General features: G+C 45.7%; 20 protein-coding genes. 8 read left to right on the top strand and 12 right to left on the bottom strand.

Annotated features, from left to right (window positions below):
• Window positions 1-38 precede the first annotated feature (38 nt).
• A complete protein-coding gene (locus tag LLY41_RS01770) occupies window positions 39-260 on the bottom strand; it encodes a YuzB family protein (RefSeq protein WP_197206406.1) in 222 nt (73 codons plus the stop codon).
• Window positions 261-618: 358 nt separating this feature from the next.
• Between LLY41_RS01770 and LLY41_RS01765 the strand changes: the two genes are divergently transcribed.
• Window positions 619-1,371 carry an RsfA family transcriptional regulator gene (locus tag LLY41_RS01765; protein ID WP_304586751.1) on the top strand — a complete coding sequence of 251 codons (753 nt, stop codon included), beginning with the start codon at window positions 619-621 and terminating at the stop codon, window positions 1,369-1,371.
• A 470-nt stretch (window positions 1,372-1,841) separates the two neighbouring features.
• Here LLY41_RS01765 and LLY41_RS01760 read toward each other — a convergent pair whose 3' ends face one another.
• On the bottom strand, window positions 1,842-2,684 hold the full coding sequence (locus LLY41_RS01760) for an octanoyl-[GcvH]:protein N-octanoyltransferase (protein ID WP_095243183.1): 843 nt from the start codon (window positions 2,682-2,684) through the stop codon (window positions 1,842-1,844).
• Between the two features lie 216 nt (window positions 2,685-2,900).
• The gene (gene pta, locus LLY41_RS01755) at window positions 2,901-3,878 is read right to left on the bottom strand and encodes a phosphate acetyltransferase (protein ID WP_095243182.1); all 978 of its coding nucleotides are present in this window, start codon (window positions 3,876-3,878) and stop codon (window positions 2,901-2,903) included.
• 388 nt (window positions 3,879-4,266) lie between these two features.
• Between pta and hemQ the strand changes: the two genes are divergently transcribed.
• Window positions 4,267-5,010 (top strand): hydrogen peroxide-dependent heme synthase, encoded by a 744-nt coding sequence (gene hemQ / locus LLY41_RS01750; RefSeq protein ID WP_095243181.1) that lies wholly within the window; start codon window positions 4,267-4,269, stop codon window positions 5,008-5,010.
• A 252-nt stretch (window positions 5,011-5,262) separates the two neighbouring features.
• Window positions 5,263-5,700 (top strand): spore coat protein GerQ, encoded by a 438-nt coding sequence (gene gerQ / locus LLY41_RS01745; protein ID WP_370460309.1) that lies wholly within the window; start codon window positions 5,263-5,265, stop codon window positions 5,698-5,700.
• A gap of 97 nt (window positions 5,701-5,797) precedes the next feature.
• Here the strand turns inward: gerQ and LLY41_RS01740 are convergent, their stop codons facing one another.
• From LLY41_RS01740 to LLY41_RS01725, 3 genes are all read right to left on the bottom strand, one after another.
• Entirely contained in the window at window positions 5,798-6,169 is a 372-nt protein-coding gene (locus LLY41_RS01740; RefSeq protein ID WP_095243179.1) for a DUF423 domain-containing protein, read from the bottom strand.
• 255 nt (window positions 6,170-6,424) lie between these two features.
• Complete coding sequence (locus LLY41_RS01735; protein ID WP_095243178.1) at window positions 6,425-6,700, bottom strand: YwdI family protein; 276 nt, start codon at window positions 6,698-6,700, stop codon at window positions 6,425-6,427.
• Between the two features lie 361 nt (window positions 6,701-7,061).
• The gene (locus LLY41_RS01725) at window positions 7,062-7,739 is read right to left on the bottom strand and encodes a uracil-DNA glycosylase (RefSeq protein WP_095243177.1); all 678 of its coding nucleotides are present in this window, start codon (window positions 7,737-7,739) and stop codon (window positions 7,062-7,064) included.
• A 183-nt stretch (window positions 7,740-7,922) separates the two neighbouring features.
• Here LLY41_RS01725 and LLY41_RS01720 point away from each other — a divergent pair, with 183 nt between their 5' ends.
• Complete coding sequence (locus LLY41_RS01720; protein ID WP_304586750.1) at window positions 7,923-8,252, top strand: YflT domain-containing protein; 330 nt, start codon at window positions 7,923-7,925, stop codon at window positions 8,250-8,252.
• Window positions 8,253-8,360: 108 nt separating this feature from the next.
• Here the strand turns inward: LLY41_RS01720 and LLY41_RS01715 are convergent, their stop codons facing one another.
• The 5 genes from LLY41_RS01715 to mobA form a co-directional block, all read right to left on the bottom strand.
• A complete protein-coding gene (locus tag LLY41_RS01715) occupies window positions 8,361-8,759 on the bottom strand; it encodes a hypothetical protein (protein WP_095243176.1) in 399 nt (132 codons plus the stop codon).
• A 106-nt stretch (window positions 8,760-8,865) separates the two neighbouring features.
• On the bottom strand, window positions 8,866-9,885 hold the full coding sequence (locus LLY41_RS01710; RefSeq protein ID WP_304586749.1) for a thiazole biosynthesis adenylyltransferase ThiF: 1,020 nt from the start codon (window positions 9,883-9,885) through the stop codon (window positions 8,866-8,868).
• Between the two features lie 34 nt (window positions 9,886-9,919).
• Window positions 9,920-10,150: a molybdopterin converting factor subunit 1 gene (moaD, locus tag LLY41_RS01705; RefSeq protein WP_304586748.1), complete on the bottom strand. Its 231-nt coding sequence runs from the start codon at window positions 10,148-10,150 to the stop codon at window positions 9,920-9,922.
• Entirely contained in the window at window positions 10,143-10,607 is a 465-nt protein-coding gene (locus LLY41_RS01700) for a molybdenum cofactor biosynthesis protein MoaE (RefSeq protein WP_251172036.1), read from the bottom strand. Before LLY41_RS01700 ends, moaD begins: the two co-directional genes overlap by 8 nt.
• Window positions 10,608-10,696: 89 nt before the next feature.
• Entirely contained in the window at window positions 10,697-11,308 is a 612-nt protein-coding gene (mobA, locus tag LLY41_RS01695; protein WP_304586747.1) for a molybdenum cofactor guanylyltransferase, read from the bottom strand.
• A 277-nt stretch (window positions 11,309-11,585) separates the two neighbouring features.
• On the opposite strand from mobA, the gene LLY41_RS01690 reads away from it, so the two are divergent.
• The 4 genes from LLY41_RS01690 to bshB2 all read left to right on the top strand — a co-directional run bounded on the left by LLY41_RS01690 (window position 11,586) and on the right by bshB2 (window position 15,723).
• Complete coding sequence (locus LLY41_RS01690; protein WP_304586746.1) at window positions 11,586-13,484, top strand: N-acetylmuramoyl-L-alanine amidase; 1,899 nt, start codon at window positions 11,586-11,588, stop codon at window positions 13,482-13,484.
• A gap of 190 nt (window positions 13,485-13,674) precedes the next feature.
• The gene (gene pdxK / locus LLY41_RS01685) at window positions 13,675-14,502 is read left to right on the top strand and encodes a pyridoxine/pyridoxal/pyridoxamine kinase (protein WP_095243171.1); all 828 of its coding nucleotides are present in this window, start codon (window positions 13,675-13,677) and stop codon (window positions 14,500-14,502) included.
• A gap of 176 nt (window positions 14,503-14,678) precedes the next feature.
• Window positions 14,679-15,026 carry a YojF family protein gene (locus LLY41_RS01680; protein WP_076257016.1) on the top strand — a complete coding sequence of 116 codons (348 nt, stop codon included), beginning with the start codon at window positions 14,679-14,681 and terminating at the stop codon, window positions 15,024-15,026.
• A gap of 31 nt (window positions 15,027-15,057) precedes the next feature.
• Window positions 15,058-15,723, top strand: a complete 666-nt coding sequence (gene bshB2 / locus LLY41_RS01675; RefSeq protein WP_179288954.1) for a bacillithiol biosynthesis deacetylase BshB2 — start codon at window positions 15,058-15,060, stop codon at window positions 15,721-15,723.
• Between the two features lie 30 nt (window positions 15,724-15,753).
• Here the strand turns inward: bshB2 and LLY41_RS01670 are convergent, their stop codons facing one another.
• A complete protein-coding gene (locus LLY41_RS01670) occupies window positions 15,754-16,188 on the bottom strand; it encodes an SRPBCC family protein (protein ID WP_304586745.1) in 435 nt (144 codons plus the stop codon).
• Window positions 16,189-16,203: the final 15 nt, after the last annotated feature.

The raw sequence follows: 16,203 nt of genomic DNA, 5'->3' as shown, positions 1-16,203 counted from the left end.
TAAGCTTGTCGCCGATAGGCGGGCGCCTTACGCTTTTCTTATTTCAGCTTTTTATTAATTTTCTCCATCAATTCCTCTTCCGTCAGTGCGGCAAGGGGACGGTTATTGACGAAAGCAAATGTTTTTTTGCGGCCTGGTCCGCAATAGGACTGGCAGCCGACATCAATTTTTGCTTCTGGATCTATTTCTTTTAATCGCGGTACCAATGTCTTCAGATTTACTGCCTGACAATCGTCGCAAACACGGAATTCGTTTGCCATCTTAGTACAACCCTTTCTGCGGTCAATCTTTTATATAGTCCCGGCGCTTTTTGCGCCTAAGTATCTTCTTCGTTAAAGCATGTCCGCTGCACGGCATTCCTATTCAAACTAATGGACTGCCCTGCCCAACTGCTACAGGCTATTTTAAAACTAATCGACTTTCATTGCAAGCTGTAATCATTAACTTGGGTGGTGAATCTTAGTAAACTTCACAAAACTGCCATACGTATCTAGCGAAAATAAAAATTTTTAAAATAATCTACTATCCTTTTAATCACCTTTGTATAAAACCTGCCAGGTTTGTCCATCCTTTAACTAAGGCAACAGCAAAAAGTAATAATTAGGGAGTTGAGGTTATATGAAAATACGTCAGGACGCTTGGACAGATGAAAACGATTTATTGCTGGCAGAGACCGTTTTACGGCATGTGAGGGAAGGCAGCACTCAGTTAAACGCATTTGAGGAAGTCGGAGACAAGCTGAACCGCACCTCAGCGGCATGCGGATTCCGCTGGAACGCTGTGGTGAGGCATCAATATGAAAAAGCGCTTGGGCTGGCCAAAAAACAGCGCAAGCAGAGACAAAGAATGCTAGGAAAGGATCAGGGCGGCAAAAAGAAACTCTTATACTCTCCGCCGGTTCCGACGATGCAGGAGGTCTCAGCAGCGCCAGTTCAGACAAATGCCATCGTACCGCCGTCACCGGCAGATTTTTACGAGGAGCGCACAGAGGATGAAGCGATTGTGCAGACAGAATCAGCCCCATCCTACACCTATTCAGAGCCGGTTTACACGGCACCTGCACAGCTGGATATGGATACCGTTATCGCATACTTGCAAACATTGAATCATTCGGGTATTCAGGTTGATATACTAAAGAATGAGAATGAAAGATTGAAGCGCGAAAATGCAGATCTCAGAAGCCAAAATGAAGAGCTTGAGAGTAAAATCGGCAAGCTGGAGCAGAATACCGTAACCATTCAGGAAGATTACGAGACACTGATGAAAATTATGAACAGAGCCCGCAATTTTGTTCTGTTTGATGAAGAAGAAAGGCCGGCATCCAAGTTTAAAATGGACCGCAACGGCAATTTGGAGAGAGTCGCGGAATAAGGAAAAGCGGAAGCGCCTTGCTCACGAAGGAACGCAGACTAAGTACGCCACGTCCTGTGGCAACGCCTGCATGACCCACATCCTCCCAAAAGCTGTCGCTTTTGGTCGTGCGATGTTTATGCTGACGGAGCCTTCCTTGTCCTGTGGGCCTCAAGCATAAGACGAGCCTCACGGTAAGGCGTTCTTTGCCTTGCTGGGAGGATTGCTCGAAAAGTGGAGGAGACTGCTCAGGGACGACAGGCATAAGGCGGTTCCTGTAAGAAGGGGTTTTTCCTTCTGAAAGGAACCGCCTTATGACCCCGAGTCCCTAGGAGCCGAAACTAGACAGGCTTATGACCTCGAGGGGGTAGGCGCTGGAGCTAGACAGTTATCAGAGTTCAAAATTTTCCCGGCATCCGGAGCAGGAGAAGCTGGCAGCAATGCCTTTCAAGGAGGGCCGCAGACCTGGAGTCTTGCGGCTCTTCTTTTATTTATTCGCTGCCAAGCACCTTCTCATTCCGCTCAATCACACGTCGATAATAGCCCTCAAACAGGCCTGCTTCCTCATTTGCCAGCTGCCCTGCATAAAGGCGGCCGGATTTCTTTTTCAAGGCCTGGAGAAAGCGGAGCATTACATCCTGAACCGTCAGCTCTGTCCCCAGCAATTCCGACAGTGATGCCATGACAGCTGGCTGAATTTCAGGGTATTCGAATTTCGTCAGTTCCTCTTTTTTAGCAAGAGAATAGAATTTGCCAATCAGATCGGCCCGCTCACTTCCGCTGCCATCCACACACAGATAGATTTGCACAGCCACGCCATTGCGGAGGCGCCTCTGCGAGATGCCTGCAAACTTCTGTCCCCCGATGCTTAAATCATAGCTTCCCGGGCAATAGGAGCCGACAATTTCACGGGCTTCTATTTCCTTATGAAAATCGGAAAACATTTCCTGAATGAGGAGCCACATCGCATCATAGCCGCGGTTGATATCAATTCCCTTTTCCCTTTCAGGAAAAATCAGCGAAATATTCAGGACCCCCTGATCCAGGACAACTGCCAGGCCGCCGGAGTTTCGGACGATCACTTCAAACCCCTGGCTTCTTAGAAAGTGAATGCCTTCATTCAGAAAAGGAAGCTTCGTATCCTGTATGCCAAGCACGATTGTATTATGATGCACCCATGTCCTCGCAGTGGCAGGCGCCGCGCCGGCGCCGACAGAAGCACAGAGCGTATCATCCATTCCAAATGAGTGCAGGGCATTTAAGTGGATTCCCGCAGCAGACTGGTCAATGACCCGCCATTCTTCCTGAAAAAGCAAATCTTGTTGCGAATTCATCTTTATTTGATCCCCTTTTGCCGATAATATCAGGTAACCGGCAGAATTTATCTATTGTAATCGCAGTATCAATTAGATTAATGGCCTAAACTGCAGCTTTATCGTTTAATGATCATTTTTATCGGCCATATTCGAACCTTTACCGGCCAATGGCCATATCCAGATACATTATAGCAAAAAAGCCAGTCACAAGGGACCGGCTTCTCAAATGCTGTATTATTGATTTAAGGCCTGAGCTGCTGTAATTAAAGCAAGCTTATAGACATCTTCCTCGTTGCAGCCGCGGGACAGATCATTAACCGGGCGGTTCAGGCCTTGAAGGATTGGCCCCACTGCTTCGAAGTTTCCAAGGCGCTGGGCAATTTTGTAGCCGATGTTGCCGGCTTCCAGGCTAGGGAATACAAATACATTCGCATCACCCTGGATTGGTGAATCCGGAGCTTTTTTCTCAGCTACAGATGGAACAAATGCCGCATCAAATTGGAATTCCCCATCGATGATCAATAGCGGATCACGAATCTTAGCTGCTTCAAGTGCTGCCGAAACCTTATCCGTTTCCGAAGACTTGGCTGAGCCCTTTGTCGAGAAGCTAAGCATTGCTACACGCGGTTCGATATCGAACATTCTGGCTGTCTTGGCGCTTTCAATCGCAATTTCCGCCAGGTCCTGACTGTCAGGCGAGATGTTGATGGCACAGTCGGCGAAAACATATCTCTCATCGTCACGGACCATGATGAAGACACCTGATGTTTTGCGCACGCCTTCTTTCGTTTTAATAATTTGAAGTGCCGGGCGCACCGTATCAGCTGTCGAATGCGCTGCACCGCTCACCAGGCCATCTGCTTTGTTCGCATAGACAAGCATAGTACCGAAATAGTTTTCATCCAGAAGGATCCGGCGTGCATCTTCTTCTGTCGCTTTTCCTTTGCGTCTTTCAACAAATGCAGCCACAAGCTCATCCATCATTAAAAAGCTGCTTGGGTCATAAATCTCAGCTAAATCCAGGCTGATATCCATGTCTTTTGCTTTCGCTTCAATTTCGGCGATGTTTCCAATCAGGATCGGAGTGATGATTTTTTCCGCAGCCAATCTTCCGGCAGCCGCTAAAATACGCTCATCCTGTCCTTCCGGAAAAACGATTCGTAAATTCTGCCCTGTTACTTTTTCTTTCAATACTGTGAATAAGTCACTCATGCAAATTCCTCCTACGGCCATAATTTTTTCCGTTCAAATTAATAGAATTTCTCCTATATACTCCCTTAGAATACTCTTCATCCTAAGAATTTCAAGGAGTTCACCCGCTGATAGCGTTTCCAACTAAAATGTTTTTGTTTTCGGTAAATTTCCAATAATAAATAACCTTCTGCTGGCGCAGCTTCATACCTTTTTTAAGATATCCATAATGCACTCTTTGTAAACGGGTTTTAATGGTGGTGACAGGTACCTATACCAGTTAGGCGAACTGGTATAGGTACCTGTCACCAGCAGGAATTCCAACATTTCAAGTTTTGTACACATGTTAATTGGAGAAACTATGGTATAGTAGGGATGAGAATTTCAGTACATATTAGGAGTGATTATAATGAGTGAAGCAGCAGTAACGCTTGATGGCTGGTATTGTTTACATGACTTCCGCACAGTTGATTGGACAACTTGGAAAATGGTACCCAGCGAAGAGCGCCAGGCAGCGATCCACGAATTTATGGCCCTAGTGGACAAGTGGAACACAACACAAAGCGAGAAAAACGGCAGTCATGCCCTTTATACAATTGTCGGCCAAAAAGCTGATTTTATGATGATGATCTTAAGGCCTACTATGGAAGAGCTGAATGAAATTGAAAACGAATTCAACAAATCAAAATTAGCTGAATTCACGGTTCCGGTTCATTCATATGTGTCTGTTGTCGAGCTGAGCAACTATCTGCCGGCAGGAGAAGATCCATACCAGAATCCGCAGATCCTGGCTCGCCTTTACCCTGAGCTTCCAAAAGCGAAGCATGTCTGCTTCTATCCGATGGACAAGCGCCGCCAGGGCAATGACAACTGGTACATGCTTCCGATGGAAGACCGCCGCAATATGATGCGCAGCCACGGCATGATCGGCCGCCAGTATGCAGGCAAGGTAAAACAGATCATCACAGGCTCTGTCGGCTTCGATGATTACGAATGGGGCGTTACCCTTTTCTCTGACGATGTTCTTCAATTTAAAAAGCTTGTATATGAAATGCGCTTTGATGAAGTAAGTGCCCGCTACGGCGAATTCGGCTCTTTCTTCGTTGGAAACATCCTCGCAGAGGACAAAGTAGAACAGTTCCTTCACATATAAGGATGAAAGCTCCCGGCTTCGGCTGGGAGTTTTTCTTTTTCTTCCGGTTATAAAAAAACATGCCCCTACATAGTAATGAAATAGTGAGTTTCTATTTTAAATTCAACCCGCAGGACTGTCCGGCAGTCTACTCTCAAATACGCGGATAGAACATGCTGATTTTAATACTTAGGAGGGACTAAATTGAGTCAATCAAATTATGGTCAATACCCTTATTATGGTTACCAGCAGCGTTATAGCGACGGCACTCAAATGCCGCAGAACTTTCAGGCCCAGCCGCAGTTTCAGCCGGCACAGACAGGCGGAGCCATGCCAGGTGCGAGCTCGGGCGGAATGTTTCCAGGTGCAGCAGGCGCTGGCGGCGGAATGGGCGGCATGACAGCTTCTCCATCTGTTCCGGGAATGCTTCCGCTTGAACAATCCTATATCGAAAACATTCTTCGCCTGAACAAAGGAAAACTTGCGACTGTATATGCCACATTTGAGAACAACACGGAATGGAACGCCAAAATATTCAAAGGCCTCATTGAGGCGGCCGGACGTGATCACTTGATTCTGAGCGATCCTCAAACAGGCCAGCGCATCCTCCTTCCGATGATCTACTTAGACTATGTGACGTTTGATGAAGAGATCGAATATGAATATCCATTTGGCGGAGGACAGGGAATGTCGCAGTATTCGCCGAGATAACAGGAAATGCTTTGCTTCTGGCGGCTGAAAACGTCAGGACATTGCCATCTTCCGCAACAAAAAGGAGCTTTGACCCCAAGTCAAAGCTCCTTTCCTTTTATAAATATTTGACTGCCGCAATGATCACAAGCACCCAAGCCGCAAGGAATGAGACTCCTCCAAGCGGTGTGATGGCACCAAGCACGCTGATTTTCGTTAAAGTCAGCACATATAAGCTTCCTGAGAACAGGATGATGCCGATTACCATCAGCCAGCCTGACCACGATAATAAAGATGATGCCGGCAGCTTGCCAAGAAGAACGCCAATGATTAAAAGGCCTGTTGCATGGAACATCTGGTAGGTTACACCTGTTTGCCATGTCTCTAAATACTTCGGCTCCACTCTTCCTTCAAGTCCATGAGCTCCGAAAGCCCCTAATGCGACTGATAAAAAGGCATTAATTGCCCCAATGATAATAAATAGCTTCATAGTCCCCTGCACCTCTTATCTCTTTATTAAAGGCTCTTTTCGAATAAATTGTTGTTTTTCGCTTATCAATGTTGTCCGTTGATTTCCGCTCCAGGCTGCTCAGCGAACCGCGGGGCGGGCGGTGAGCCTCCTCGACGCTCTGCGTCTGCGGGGTCTCACCTGTCCCGCTACTCCCGCAGGAGTCTCGCACCTTCCACTCCAATCAACTCAGTAAATATAATATAAATAGCAAAAAACTTTGCGAAAACAGCCTTATTAAAAATCGAACAATGAATCGCCGTTCGCCTCATCATCCATCTGCATTTTCTTTGGCTGCAGATTCGCCGGCTGAGCTGCTGGCGGCGCATTGTATGTATGGCTAATAGTCGAAACAGCAGCCGCACTTCCTGCATCCGACTCATCCAAAACCAGCTCGCATAACGACTTGATCGCCTGCACTCTTTCTCTGATTCTGGCGTCGGAAGAGCTGCTTTTCGCTTCCAGCAATTCCTTTTCCATCTTTCCTAATAGCTTCTGAACAGAGATATTCAACCTCTACACCTCTTTCTATAAAAAAGCAATGCTTGTCCATCCCCCGCATTCCGGGAGGGAAACTGCCTGCCTAAAAACGGCCAGAATGACCGGCATATAAAGTTTATCAGGTTTTCTTTTCAAAACGCAAACAGGGATGGCCGGATGCCCGGAAAACTTCGAGAGAGGGCAGCTGCCTTGTTTTAAACTGAAACGCCCTGCAGCCTTTTGGATGGTTCCGATCCCAGGTCACATAGAAATATTTACACTTAAAACAATCGATTTTCTGTGAACTCATTTCATTTCTCCTTTATGCACAGAGCATATTTCGAGCACTTCCTGCAAAAAACGGTATGTTTCACGTGAAACATGGCGAAACGAATCAGAGATTAGGAATCTGCCAGTCAATCGGCTCCTCTCCAAGCTTCTTTAAGATCTCATTCGTCTTTGAAAATGGCCTGCTCCCAAAAAAACCTTTTCTGGCCGAAAACGGGCTGGGATGAGGAGATTTTATGATAAAGTGTCTGGAAGCATCAATCAGCACTTCTTTTTCCTGTGCCGGTTTTCCCCATAAGATAAAAACAATGGGCTGTCCCCGCTCATTCAATTTTTGGATAACCGTGTCGGTGAACGTTTCCCATCCTTGCCCCTTATGCGAATGCGCCTGCCCTTTGCGGACGGTCAGAACGGTATTCAGGAGCAGTACCCCTTCCTGAGCCCATTTTATTAAATAGCCATTATCTGGCACATTGAAGCCCAGATCCTCCTGCATTTCCTTGAATATATTTTTCAGTGAAGGAGGCAGCTTTACATCAGGCTGAACCGAAAAGCTTAATCCATGTGCCTGCCCCGGTCCATGATAAGGATCCTGCCCCAATATCACTGCCTTTACATCTTTATAAGCCGTATATTGGAGTGCATTGAATATATCCTCCTGCTTCGGATAAATGGTCTGCTCCTCATATTCTTTTTTCAAAAATTCACGAAGATGAAGATAATAGGGTTTCCCGAACTCCTCAGCCAAAATTTCCTGCCAGTCATTTCTTAAGATACGCTTCATTTGCCATCTCTCCCTCCTCTTGTTTGAACTGTTACTCTCATACCCAATGGCTATCATGCCATAATCTAGCATTCTTGCATACATGTTTAAAAAATCTCTGAGCGGATATGTAATATATAGAACGGGCAGGAAGAGCTGCCCTAAAAAATAAATCTGCTAAATCTTTTAAGGAGGATGTTATATATGTATAAAATCGAAGTTGTCGAAAATGGTGTACAAGCTACTGATGCGATTGGAATGCTGCAAAGCCAGGGATTCAATAAGGAAAACATCTATCTTTTCGCACATGACAAGGATCGCTCCGAGCACCTTTCTGATGCGACAGATACAGGCGAAGTCGGCATGAAGGAACAGGGCTTATTCGACTCTGTCGGAAATGTCTTCAAAAAGCGCGGAGATGAGCTTCGTTCAAAATTTGAATCTGTTGGGTTAACAACAGTAGAAGCAGAACAATATGAAAAAGTATTGGATGAAGGCAAGTTAGTTATTGTGGGTACAGATGAAGCAAAATAATTAGAAAAGCGGCGGCGCCTTGCTCACCCCCCACCTCGGGGGTCGGCGCTGTAGCAAGACAGTAATATAAAAAAAGCGATGATTTTTTTCATCGCTTTTTTTGTGCCGTTAAAACATCCAAACCCATAACCCTATAGGCAGAATCGGGTACAGTGCATACCACCATACTCTGGTTATATTGACTTTTGACAATAGGAAAAATACGAGTTCAGGCAATACAATCAACCCTGCCTGAATCCAGATAAACGTATAAAAATGCTCCGGCGCTATCATGCCGTTTCCTGTCGCCCAATCTCCGCTATTGAATAAAAAGTAGAAGAAGTTCAGGAACGGGAGAATGATAGCGAAAAGAATCCGGCTGATATGGACGATCAGATCGGCAGGACGCTTGTTTTTATACAATGGCGTAACCGGCATGATAAAACTGTATAGAATCATAACGAACCCAATAAAATTAATCAGCAGCTGATCAAATAAATACCCGATAAAATACATAAATGTAATCATTGGTAACCTCTCTATTCTTTTGTATTTATTTTACAGAAAAGGAAGAGGGTTATATATGATAAATAAGCACTAGTTTTAGTTCAACTTCACTGATTGAATCTTCAGCTTACCCCATAATCCGCTGGTAAATGGACTTCGCATGCGCTAAATCCTTTGTGCCATGGATCAGGGCGCGTCCGTCTTTAAAAAGGACCATCCGCTGCTCCTCCAAGTCGACGGAAAGCAGATATGGATTTCCCTTTACCTGATAGCCGAGTGATTTCAGCTGCCGGGCGATTTCCGTGAACTCGATTACGAGTTCTTTCGGAGGGCGGATCTGAACGGTGTCCCTTCCACAGAGAACGGTGGATTTCATCATGTTTTCCGCCTGCAGATAAGGATAAGTTCGTTCTTTTCCGCAGGATAAGCAGCCTTCATCCTTCGCTTTTGACACCTTCATGCTTGTGTACTGGTTTCGCCATAAATCAAAGCTGACCATGGCAGTCCGGACCGCTTCCCAGTCCTCTGCCAGAATTTTCAGTGCCTCTGCCGCCTGATGGGCGACGACCATTTGTACAGCAGGCGCAATGATCCCGCCGGTGTCACAGGTCATCCCCTGGATCGGGATTTTTTTCAGTAAGCAATTCATGCATGGCGTTTTCCCCGGAAGGATGGTCATGCTCATGCCAAAGCTGCCGACACAGGCTCCATAGATCCACGGAATAGAATATTTCTGGGAGATATCATTAATAGCCATTCTGGTTTCAAAGTTGTCAGTTGAATCGAGAATCAGATCGACCCCTTCAGCAAGCTCTTCCAGCTTCTCCGGAGTAGCATCACCAATAATCGAGCGGATCTCAACCTCGCTATTAATCTGTTTAAGCCGTTTTTCTGCAGCAGCCGCTTTCGGCATTTTTTCCGCGGCATCGCTTTCTGCAAAAAGCTGCTGGCGCTGCAGATTGCTTTCCTCGACATAATCGCGGTCAATAATCGTCAGTTTGCCGGCCCCGGAACGCGCCATCAATTCCGCATTTCCAGAACCAAGTGCGCCGGCGCCGATGATCAGCACATGCTTAGAGCGGATTTTTTCCTGTCCCTCTTTTCCAATCGGCGCAAACAGGGTCTGGCGTGAATACCTTTCAGACAATAGGGCCCCTCCTCTCAATGAAAGAAAAGCTGCATCACCCGCCGCTGACTGGAGGGATAAACGCAACCGTATCTCCATTCTGAATGACTTCATCATCTGAAGCGAATTCTTCGTTCACAGCTGCCATGACTGAATCAAGCTTCAGCCCGAATTCTTCCTCAAGCAGCTGTTTCAGTTCAGCGATGGTTTTGCCGCTGAAATCCCTTGCTACAGACTCTTCTCCAACACGGTCCCGCAAATGGGCAAAAAACATGATTTTATTCATTTAAATCTTCCCCCTCCGGCTTCCCTTTTGGATATGCCACTGTTTCCAGCTGGTTGCCGATCCACTCTTCGCCATCTTCCCAATGTTCCTTTTTCCAGATCGGCACAATTTCTTTAATTCTTTCAATCGCATAGCGGTTTGCTTCATAAGAATCGGCACGATGTGGAGTGGAAACGGCAATGACCACCGCTACATCGGTAATATCCAGCTTGCCTGTGCGGTGGGTAATCGCCACTTCCGCCCCGTTCCAGCGTTCTTTTATCTCGGTTCCAATCTGCTCCAGTTTTTTCACAGCCATGGACTCGTATGCTTCATAGATTAAGTACAGTGTTTTTTTACCGTGAGTCAGCTCGCGGACGGTTCCGATGAAAGTCGTAATCGCTCCTGCTTCGCGCTGTACCACTTTATCGATCACACTTTGAATATTGATCGGATCTTTTGAAATCTCAAAATTCATGGAATCACCTCATTTATATAAAAAACCTATTCTAGCCTTATTTGTTTCATTTTGACATAACCTGTGCCGGAAGTGAAATGGATGATTGCTTAATATAATTTTCCTTCCTCTTCAGCTGCCATTTTTAGAGCCTGCTGGTACTCATCCGGATGATTCATATTAAAAAAATAGGCATCCTCGGCGAGAAAACCTCTCTTCTTCAGTTCTTCATCCTTTAATATGGCAGTGTCTATTTCATTTAAAAACTCACGGATTCTTAATTGATTATTCCTTAAAGCATGTTCAGCTGCTTCTTTAGCATCTTTTCGGTAAGCAGCAAACAGAGGATGAAGGCGGCCTTCCATTTCCGGTACAGCGGCCTGACGGCTGTTTAGTTCTTCTAGCAGAATTCTCCCTAAATCCACGGATATGAAGGGCATATCACAGGCAACAATCAGATTTTTTTGGGTTGTTGACGCTGACAGCCCTGCTTGAATTCCTGCAAGCGGACCTTTTTCTATCCATTTGTCACTGACTATCGGAAGCCCAAGAAACCGGTATTCATCCTGTTTATTCGCAACGACGATCATCTGGGATGTATAAGAAGCCAATGAATCGGCGATGCGTTCAATCACTGTTTTTCCCTGTATTTTTAGCAGAGCCTTATTCTCCCCCATACGGCTCGAATGCCCTCCTGCCAAAATAATGCCTGTTGTACTCATTTCCTTCACCTGACTTTGTGTGATGTGGAACAGCGACGTACTATCCTTATCGTTTTATTTTACCATCTAATCCAATGTGTTTCTTTGAAAAAGGCCTGCCGGTTGTGCGGATCGCTTTGAATCCCCCCTACTTTCTCCCTATCTCCATTCTGCTACCAATTACCTTTTTTTAGAAAATCCTATAAACCGATGGAATCATTTAACATGTAATGTGCAGGTATAATCCTTCAGCTATTAGAAAGAACTTCATATATCTCTATATACGGGAGGGAATACATTGAGATTTAAAAAGCTATCATCCGTCATTTTAACGTTCTCCTTAACCGCAAGCCTTTTGGCTATCCCCGCTGACTTTACACCAAGCGTAACTTCCGCAGCCTCAACAGAAAACAGCATAGAATCGCACCACTTGCAAAAGGCATTTGAAAAAGCGGCGAAGGAATTTGAAGTACCTGAATCTGTCCTTCTCGCCGTCGCTTATAACCAGTCACGCTGGGAGCATCATGAAGGCCAAAGCGAGGTCGGAGGCTATGGCATTATGAACCTGGCAGATTTGCCAGCCGACATGAGCGCCAGGGGCAAGCATGACGACGGAATCATTGCGGTTTCGGATAGCGAGAATAGCACGCTTAAAACAGCCGCAAACCTTCTAAATGAAGATCCGGAAATCTTAAAAAAAGACCCTGAACAAAATATCCGGGGCGGTGCAGCTTTATTAGCAGAGTTTGCACGCCAAACGACAGGGGAACTTCCTTCCGATGCAGCAGATTGGTACGGTGCCGTCGTTAAATACAGCGGAACAGACCAGGAAGCCATTGCTAAGGACTTTGCAGATCAAGTCTTTGAGACCATTCAGCAAGGTGCTGCCAGAAAAAACCTTGATGGACAAAGAGTCGTATTAAACGCCAAGGAAATTACACCAAATAAGACTACAGCTGGCACTATCCCTCTTCGCAACACCAAATACACAAATACCGACTGTCCCAATGGCCTTGATTGCACTTTCATTCCTGCTGCTTATAAGCAATTTTCAAGCAGCACAAGTAATTACGGCAACTACGATATCGCCAATCGGCCAAAGGACGATTTAGATATTCGCTATATTATTATCCATGATATTGAGGGCACGGCAGAATCCGCCATCAGCCACTTCCAGAATCCATCCTACGTTAGTGCACACTATGTCATAGATTCAGAGACCGGAAAAATCACCCAGATGGTCCGTCCTGAAGATGTGCCATGGCATGCAGGAAACTGGTATTTTAATATGCATTCAATCGGATTGGAGCATGAAGGGTATGCTGCAGAAGGAGCAGACTGGTACAGTGAGCAAATGTACCGCTCTACTGCAAAGCTTGTAAGATACCTTTCAGACCGATTCAACATCCCTTTGGACAGACAGCACATTATCGGCCATGATGAGATACCTGGCTTAACAACAGCAAAACATAAGAGCATGCACTGGGATCCGGGCGCTTATTGGGATTGGGGACACTTTTTCGACCTTCTTGGAGCTTCCATTAATCCAAGCAGAGGAGACAAAGACAGTAATATCGTCACAATCCGCCCAAATTTCAATACAAATAAGCCAGACTTTACGTACAGAGGAATTAAACAGGAGCCTGAGTCTTCAAGCCTGATTCATTTATACAGCGAACCAAGCTTTGAGGCACCATTGGTCAGTGATCCCCTGCTTCATCCTGGCGGCACCAGCACAAAAAATATTAATGACTGGGGCAATAAAGCTGCGATTGGACAGAGTTTCTATAAAGCCGGTCAGGAAGGCGATTGGACAGCTATTTACTACAGCGGCCAAACAGCCTGGTTCTATAATCCGAACAATAAAAATAGCGTCCCAGGCAGCGGGACTCTCATCACGCCAAAAGAAGGGCTTGATTCCATTCCTGTATATGGTGCTGCCTATCCGGACGACGCAGCTTACGATGAGGCCGGAATTGCAGAATGGGCAAGAGGAAAAGCACAGGTTCTATACCAGATGCCGGCTGGCCAAATCTATACAGCAACAGCACCAATTCAGTCCGATTACTATCATGCAAAGTATTATAATGATCCGGCTACGAATAAGGTTGTAAAAGGAAATGATGAATACTATCAGATTTTTTACAACCATCGTTTAGGATTCGTGAAGAAAAGCGATGTAGAAGTTGTAAATTAAAAGACTGGCCTGGAGTTATTCTTCTTTGAGGAATAGCTCCTTTTTTGTTTCATTGATCTCTTTTGTATTTTTGAAAACAATAGCGGACAACTTAATGCTGAGAAATCATCTAATCGATTCGTTATAGTTTTTCCCTTTTTCACTTATTGTTATAATTAGTAAAAGATATCAGCAAGGAGGAATTAGGCATATGACAATGAAAAAAGTAATGACCATCGCAGGTTCGGATACGAGCGGCGGCGCCGGCATCCAGGCTGATCTTAAGACATTCCAGGAGCTTGGCGTTTACGGAATGACTGCGCTGACTACGATCGTGACGATGGACCCTAAAAATAACTGGAGCCACAACGTGTTCCCGATTTCTACAGATATTCTGGAAACACAGATCGAAACGATTATCTCGACAGGAATCGATGCAATGAAAACAGGCATGCTCGGTTCTGAAGAAGTGATCAAAATTGCCGCAAAGACTATTAAGGAAAACAGCCTGGATCACGTAGTCATCGATCCGGTTATGGTCTGCAAAGGCGAAGATGAGCCGATTCATCCTGAATTGAACGAAGCATTAAGAGATTTGCTTGTCCCGCTTGCAACAGTGGTCACACCAAACCTGTTTGAAGCATGGCAGCTGGCTAAAACCGGTCCGATCAAGACGGTTGAAGACATGAAGGAAGCAGCTGTTAAAATTCATGAACTTGGCGCTAAATATGTATTAATCAAGGGCGGCAGCAAGCTTCAGCACGAAAAAGCCGTCGACCTTCTATATGATGGACAAGAGTTCACTCTTTATGAGAGCGAACGCGTTGAAACGACTTACACTCATGGCGCCGGCTGCACCTACTCTTCTGCCATCACAGCAGAAATTGCAAAAGGCAAGCCTGTCAAAGAAGCCGTTCAAACAGCGAAGGACTTCATTACTGCGGCCATCAACCATGGCTTCCAATTAAATGAATATGTGGGCCCGACCATGCCGGGTGCATACCGCAAATATGGCGCAGGCCGTACTGAATCAGAATAAAAATGAGGGGAACAGAGTCCGGATGGGCTCTGTTCTTTTGGCTATGGGCGGTTTAGCAGATAAAAATAAATTCCCGCGATATTAATTTAGCGGTCCACGATGAGATTACTTTTTCGCTTTTCATTCCCTTTTTTAGTAAGATAAACAGAAAGATAATATGAAAGGGGGACTATTAAATGGAACCAGCAGTAATGGAACATGTGCAAAAAGAGATCGACCGTCTTGCCGGGAAAGAGGTCTTTATTCATCTGGAAACAACAAACGGGGCATACGCTTCCCATTTTGATGAAACCTTCTTTTCTTCAGGCGCCTATATCCGCAATGCCCAATTGGTTTATGAACATGGAAAGGTCACCGGCAAGGGCCCTTACCGGGTTGGATTGAAAATGAATTTTGGCTGGGTGTATGCTGAAGGAATTACCCACTTTGAAGTGGATGAAGAGAACAGGCTCCTTTTAGCCGGCCATGATTTCAGCGGCAAGCTGGCAGTCGCCCTGCAAATTAGTGAAACTCCTTTTGAATAAGAGGACATGAAAGGAAAGGAGCACGACCATGATGGAAAAGGAAAGACATGTACTCGTCATCTTCCCTCATCCGGATGATGAAGCATTTGGCGTATCAGGAACGATTTCCTTACATATCGATAATGGCACACCCGTCACCTACGCATGCCTGACGCTTGGAGAAATGGGGCGCAATATGGGAAATCCCCCTTTCGCCACCAGAGAAACCCTGCCGAAAATCCGCAAAGAAGAGCTGGAGGAAGCAGCCAGGGTTTTGGGCATCCAGGATTTAAGGATGCTTGGGTACCGGGATAAAACTGTCGAATTTGAAGATGAGGAAATGCTTGCAAACAGGCTCGGAGCCATCATCGGCGAGACGAACCCTTCCCTTGTCATCACGTTCTACCCGGGGTATGCTGTGCACCCGGACCATGACGCGACAGGAGCTGCTGTCATCCGTGCGGTAAAAGACCTGCCTGCTGACAAGCGTCCGAAGGTTCACTGTGTCGCCTTCTCCAATAACTGTGAGGAAGAAATCGGCCAGGCTGATGTGGTCAATGATGTAAGTGCGGTTATCGACCGGAAAATCGCAGCCATTAAGGCGCACGCCTCCCAGACACAGCTGATGGCAGCGAACATGGAAGAAAGCATTAAAAATCAGGATCCGGAAGTACTGGCAAGAATGTATAAAGAGCGCTTTTGGACTTATAAAATATAGAAAAAAGGGAGCCTTCCGCTCCCTTTTCTGCTACTTCTCCATCATTTCCTTCAAATACTGAAGCTGGCTTCCGTCTTCCTGCTTCACAATATTCACGATGAAACGCCTCGTCAATCTGGCAACAAGCCCGCTGGTTTTGACGGTTGCTTCCATCTCCACCTGGGTTCCTTCTTCTATTTCATGAAAATCATATTTATATTCGGTGATCAGTCCATTGGCATTGCTGCGGGTGGTATAGGTTCTGTCCTGTTCAAAATCAATGATTTCAACTTCTGCGCTGATCTTTTTCCCTCTGACCATGCGTGTTTCCACAAACTTTGTTCCTTTTCCGGTCTCTCCCTCGGTCTGTTTTTCCACTTTCACGACAAACGGCATAAGTTCAGAGACATTTTCCATCTTAATCATATAATCAAATACTTCATGTACAGGTTTTTTGATAATCTCACTCGAACGAAAATCAGCCATGCTTTGCACCTCAGA

Source organism: Cytobacillus firmus, from assembly GCF_023612095.1.
Taxonomy (GTDB): Bacteria; Bacillota; Bacilli; order Bacillales; family Cytobacillaceae; genus Cytobacillus.
This window is presented reverse-complemented; position numbering and strand designations above follow the sequence as displayed.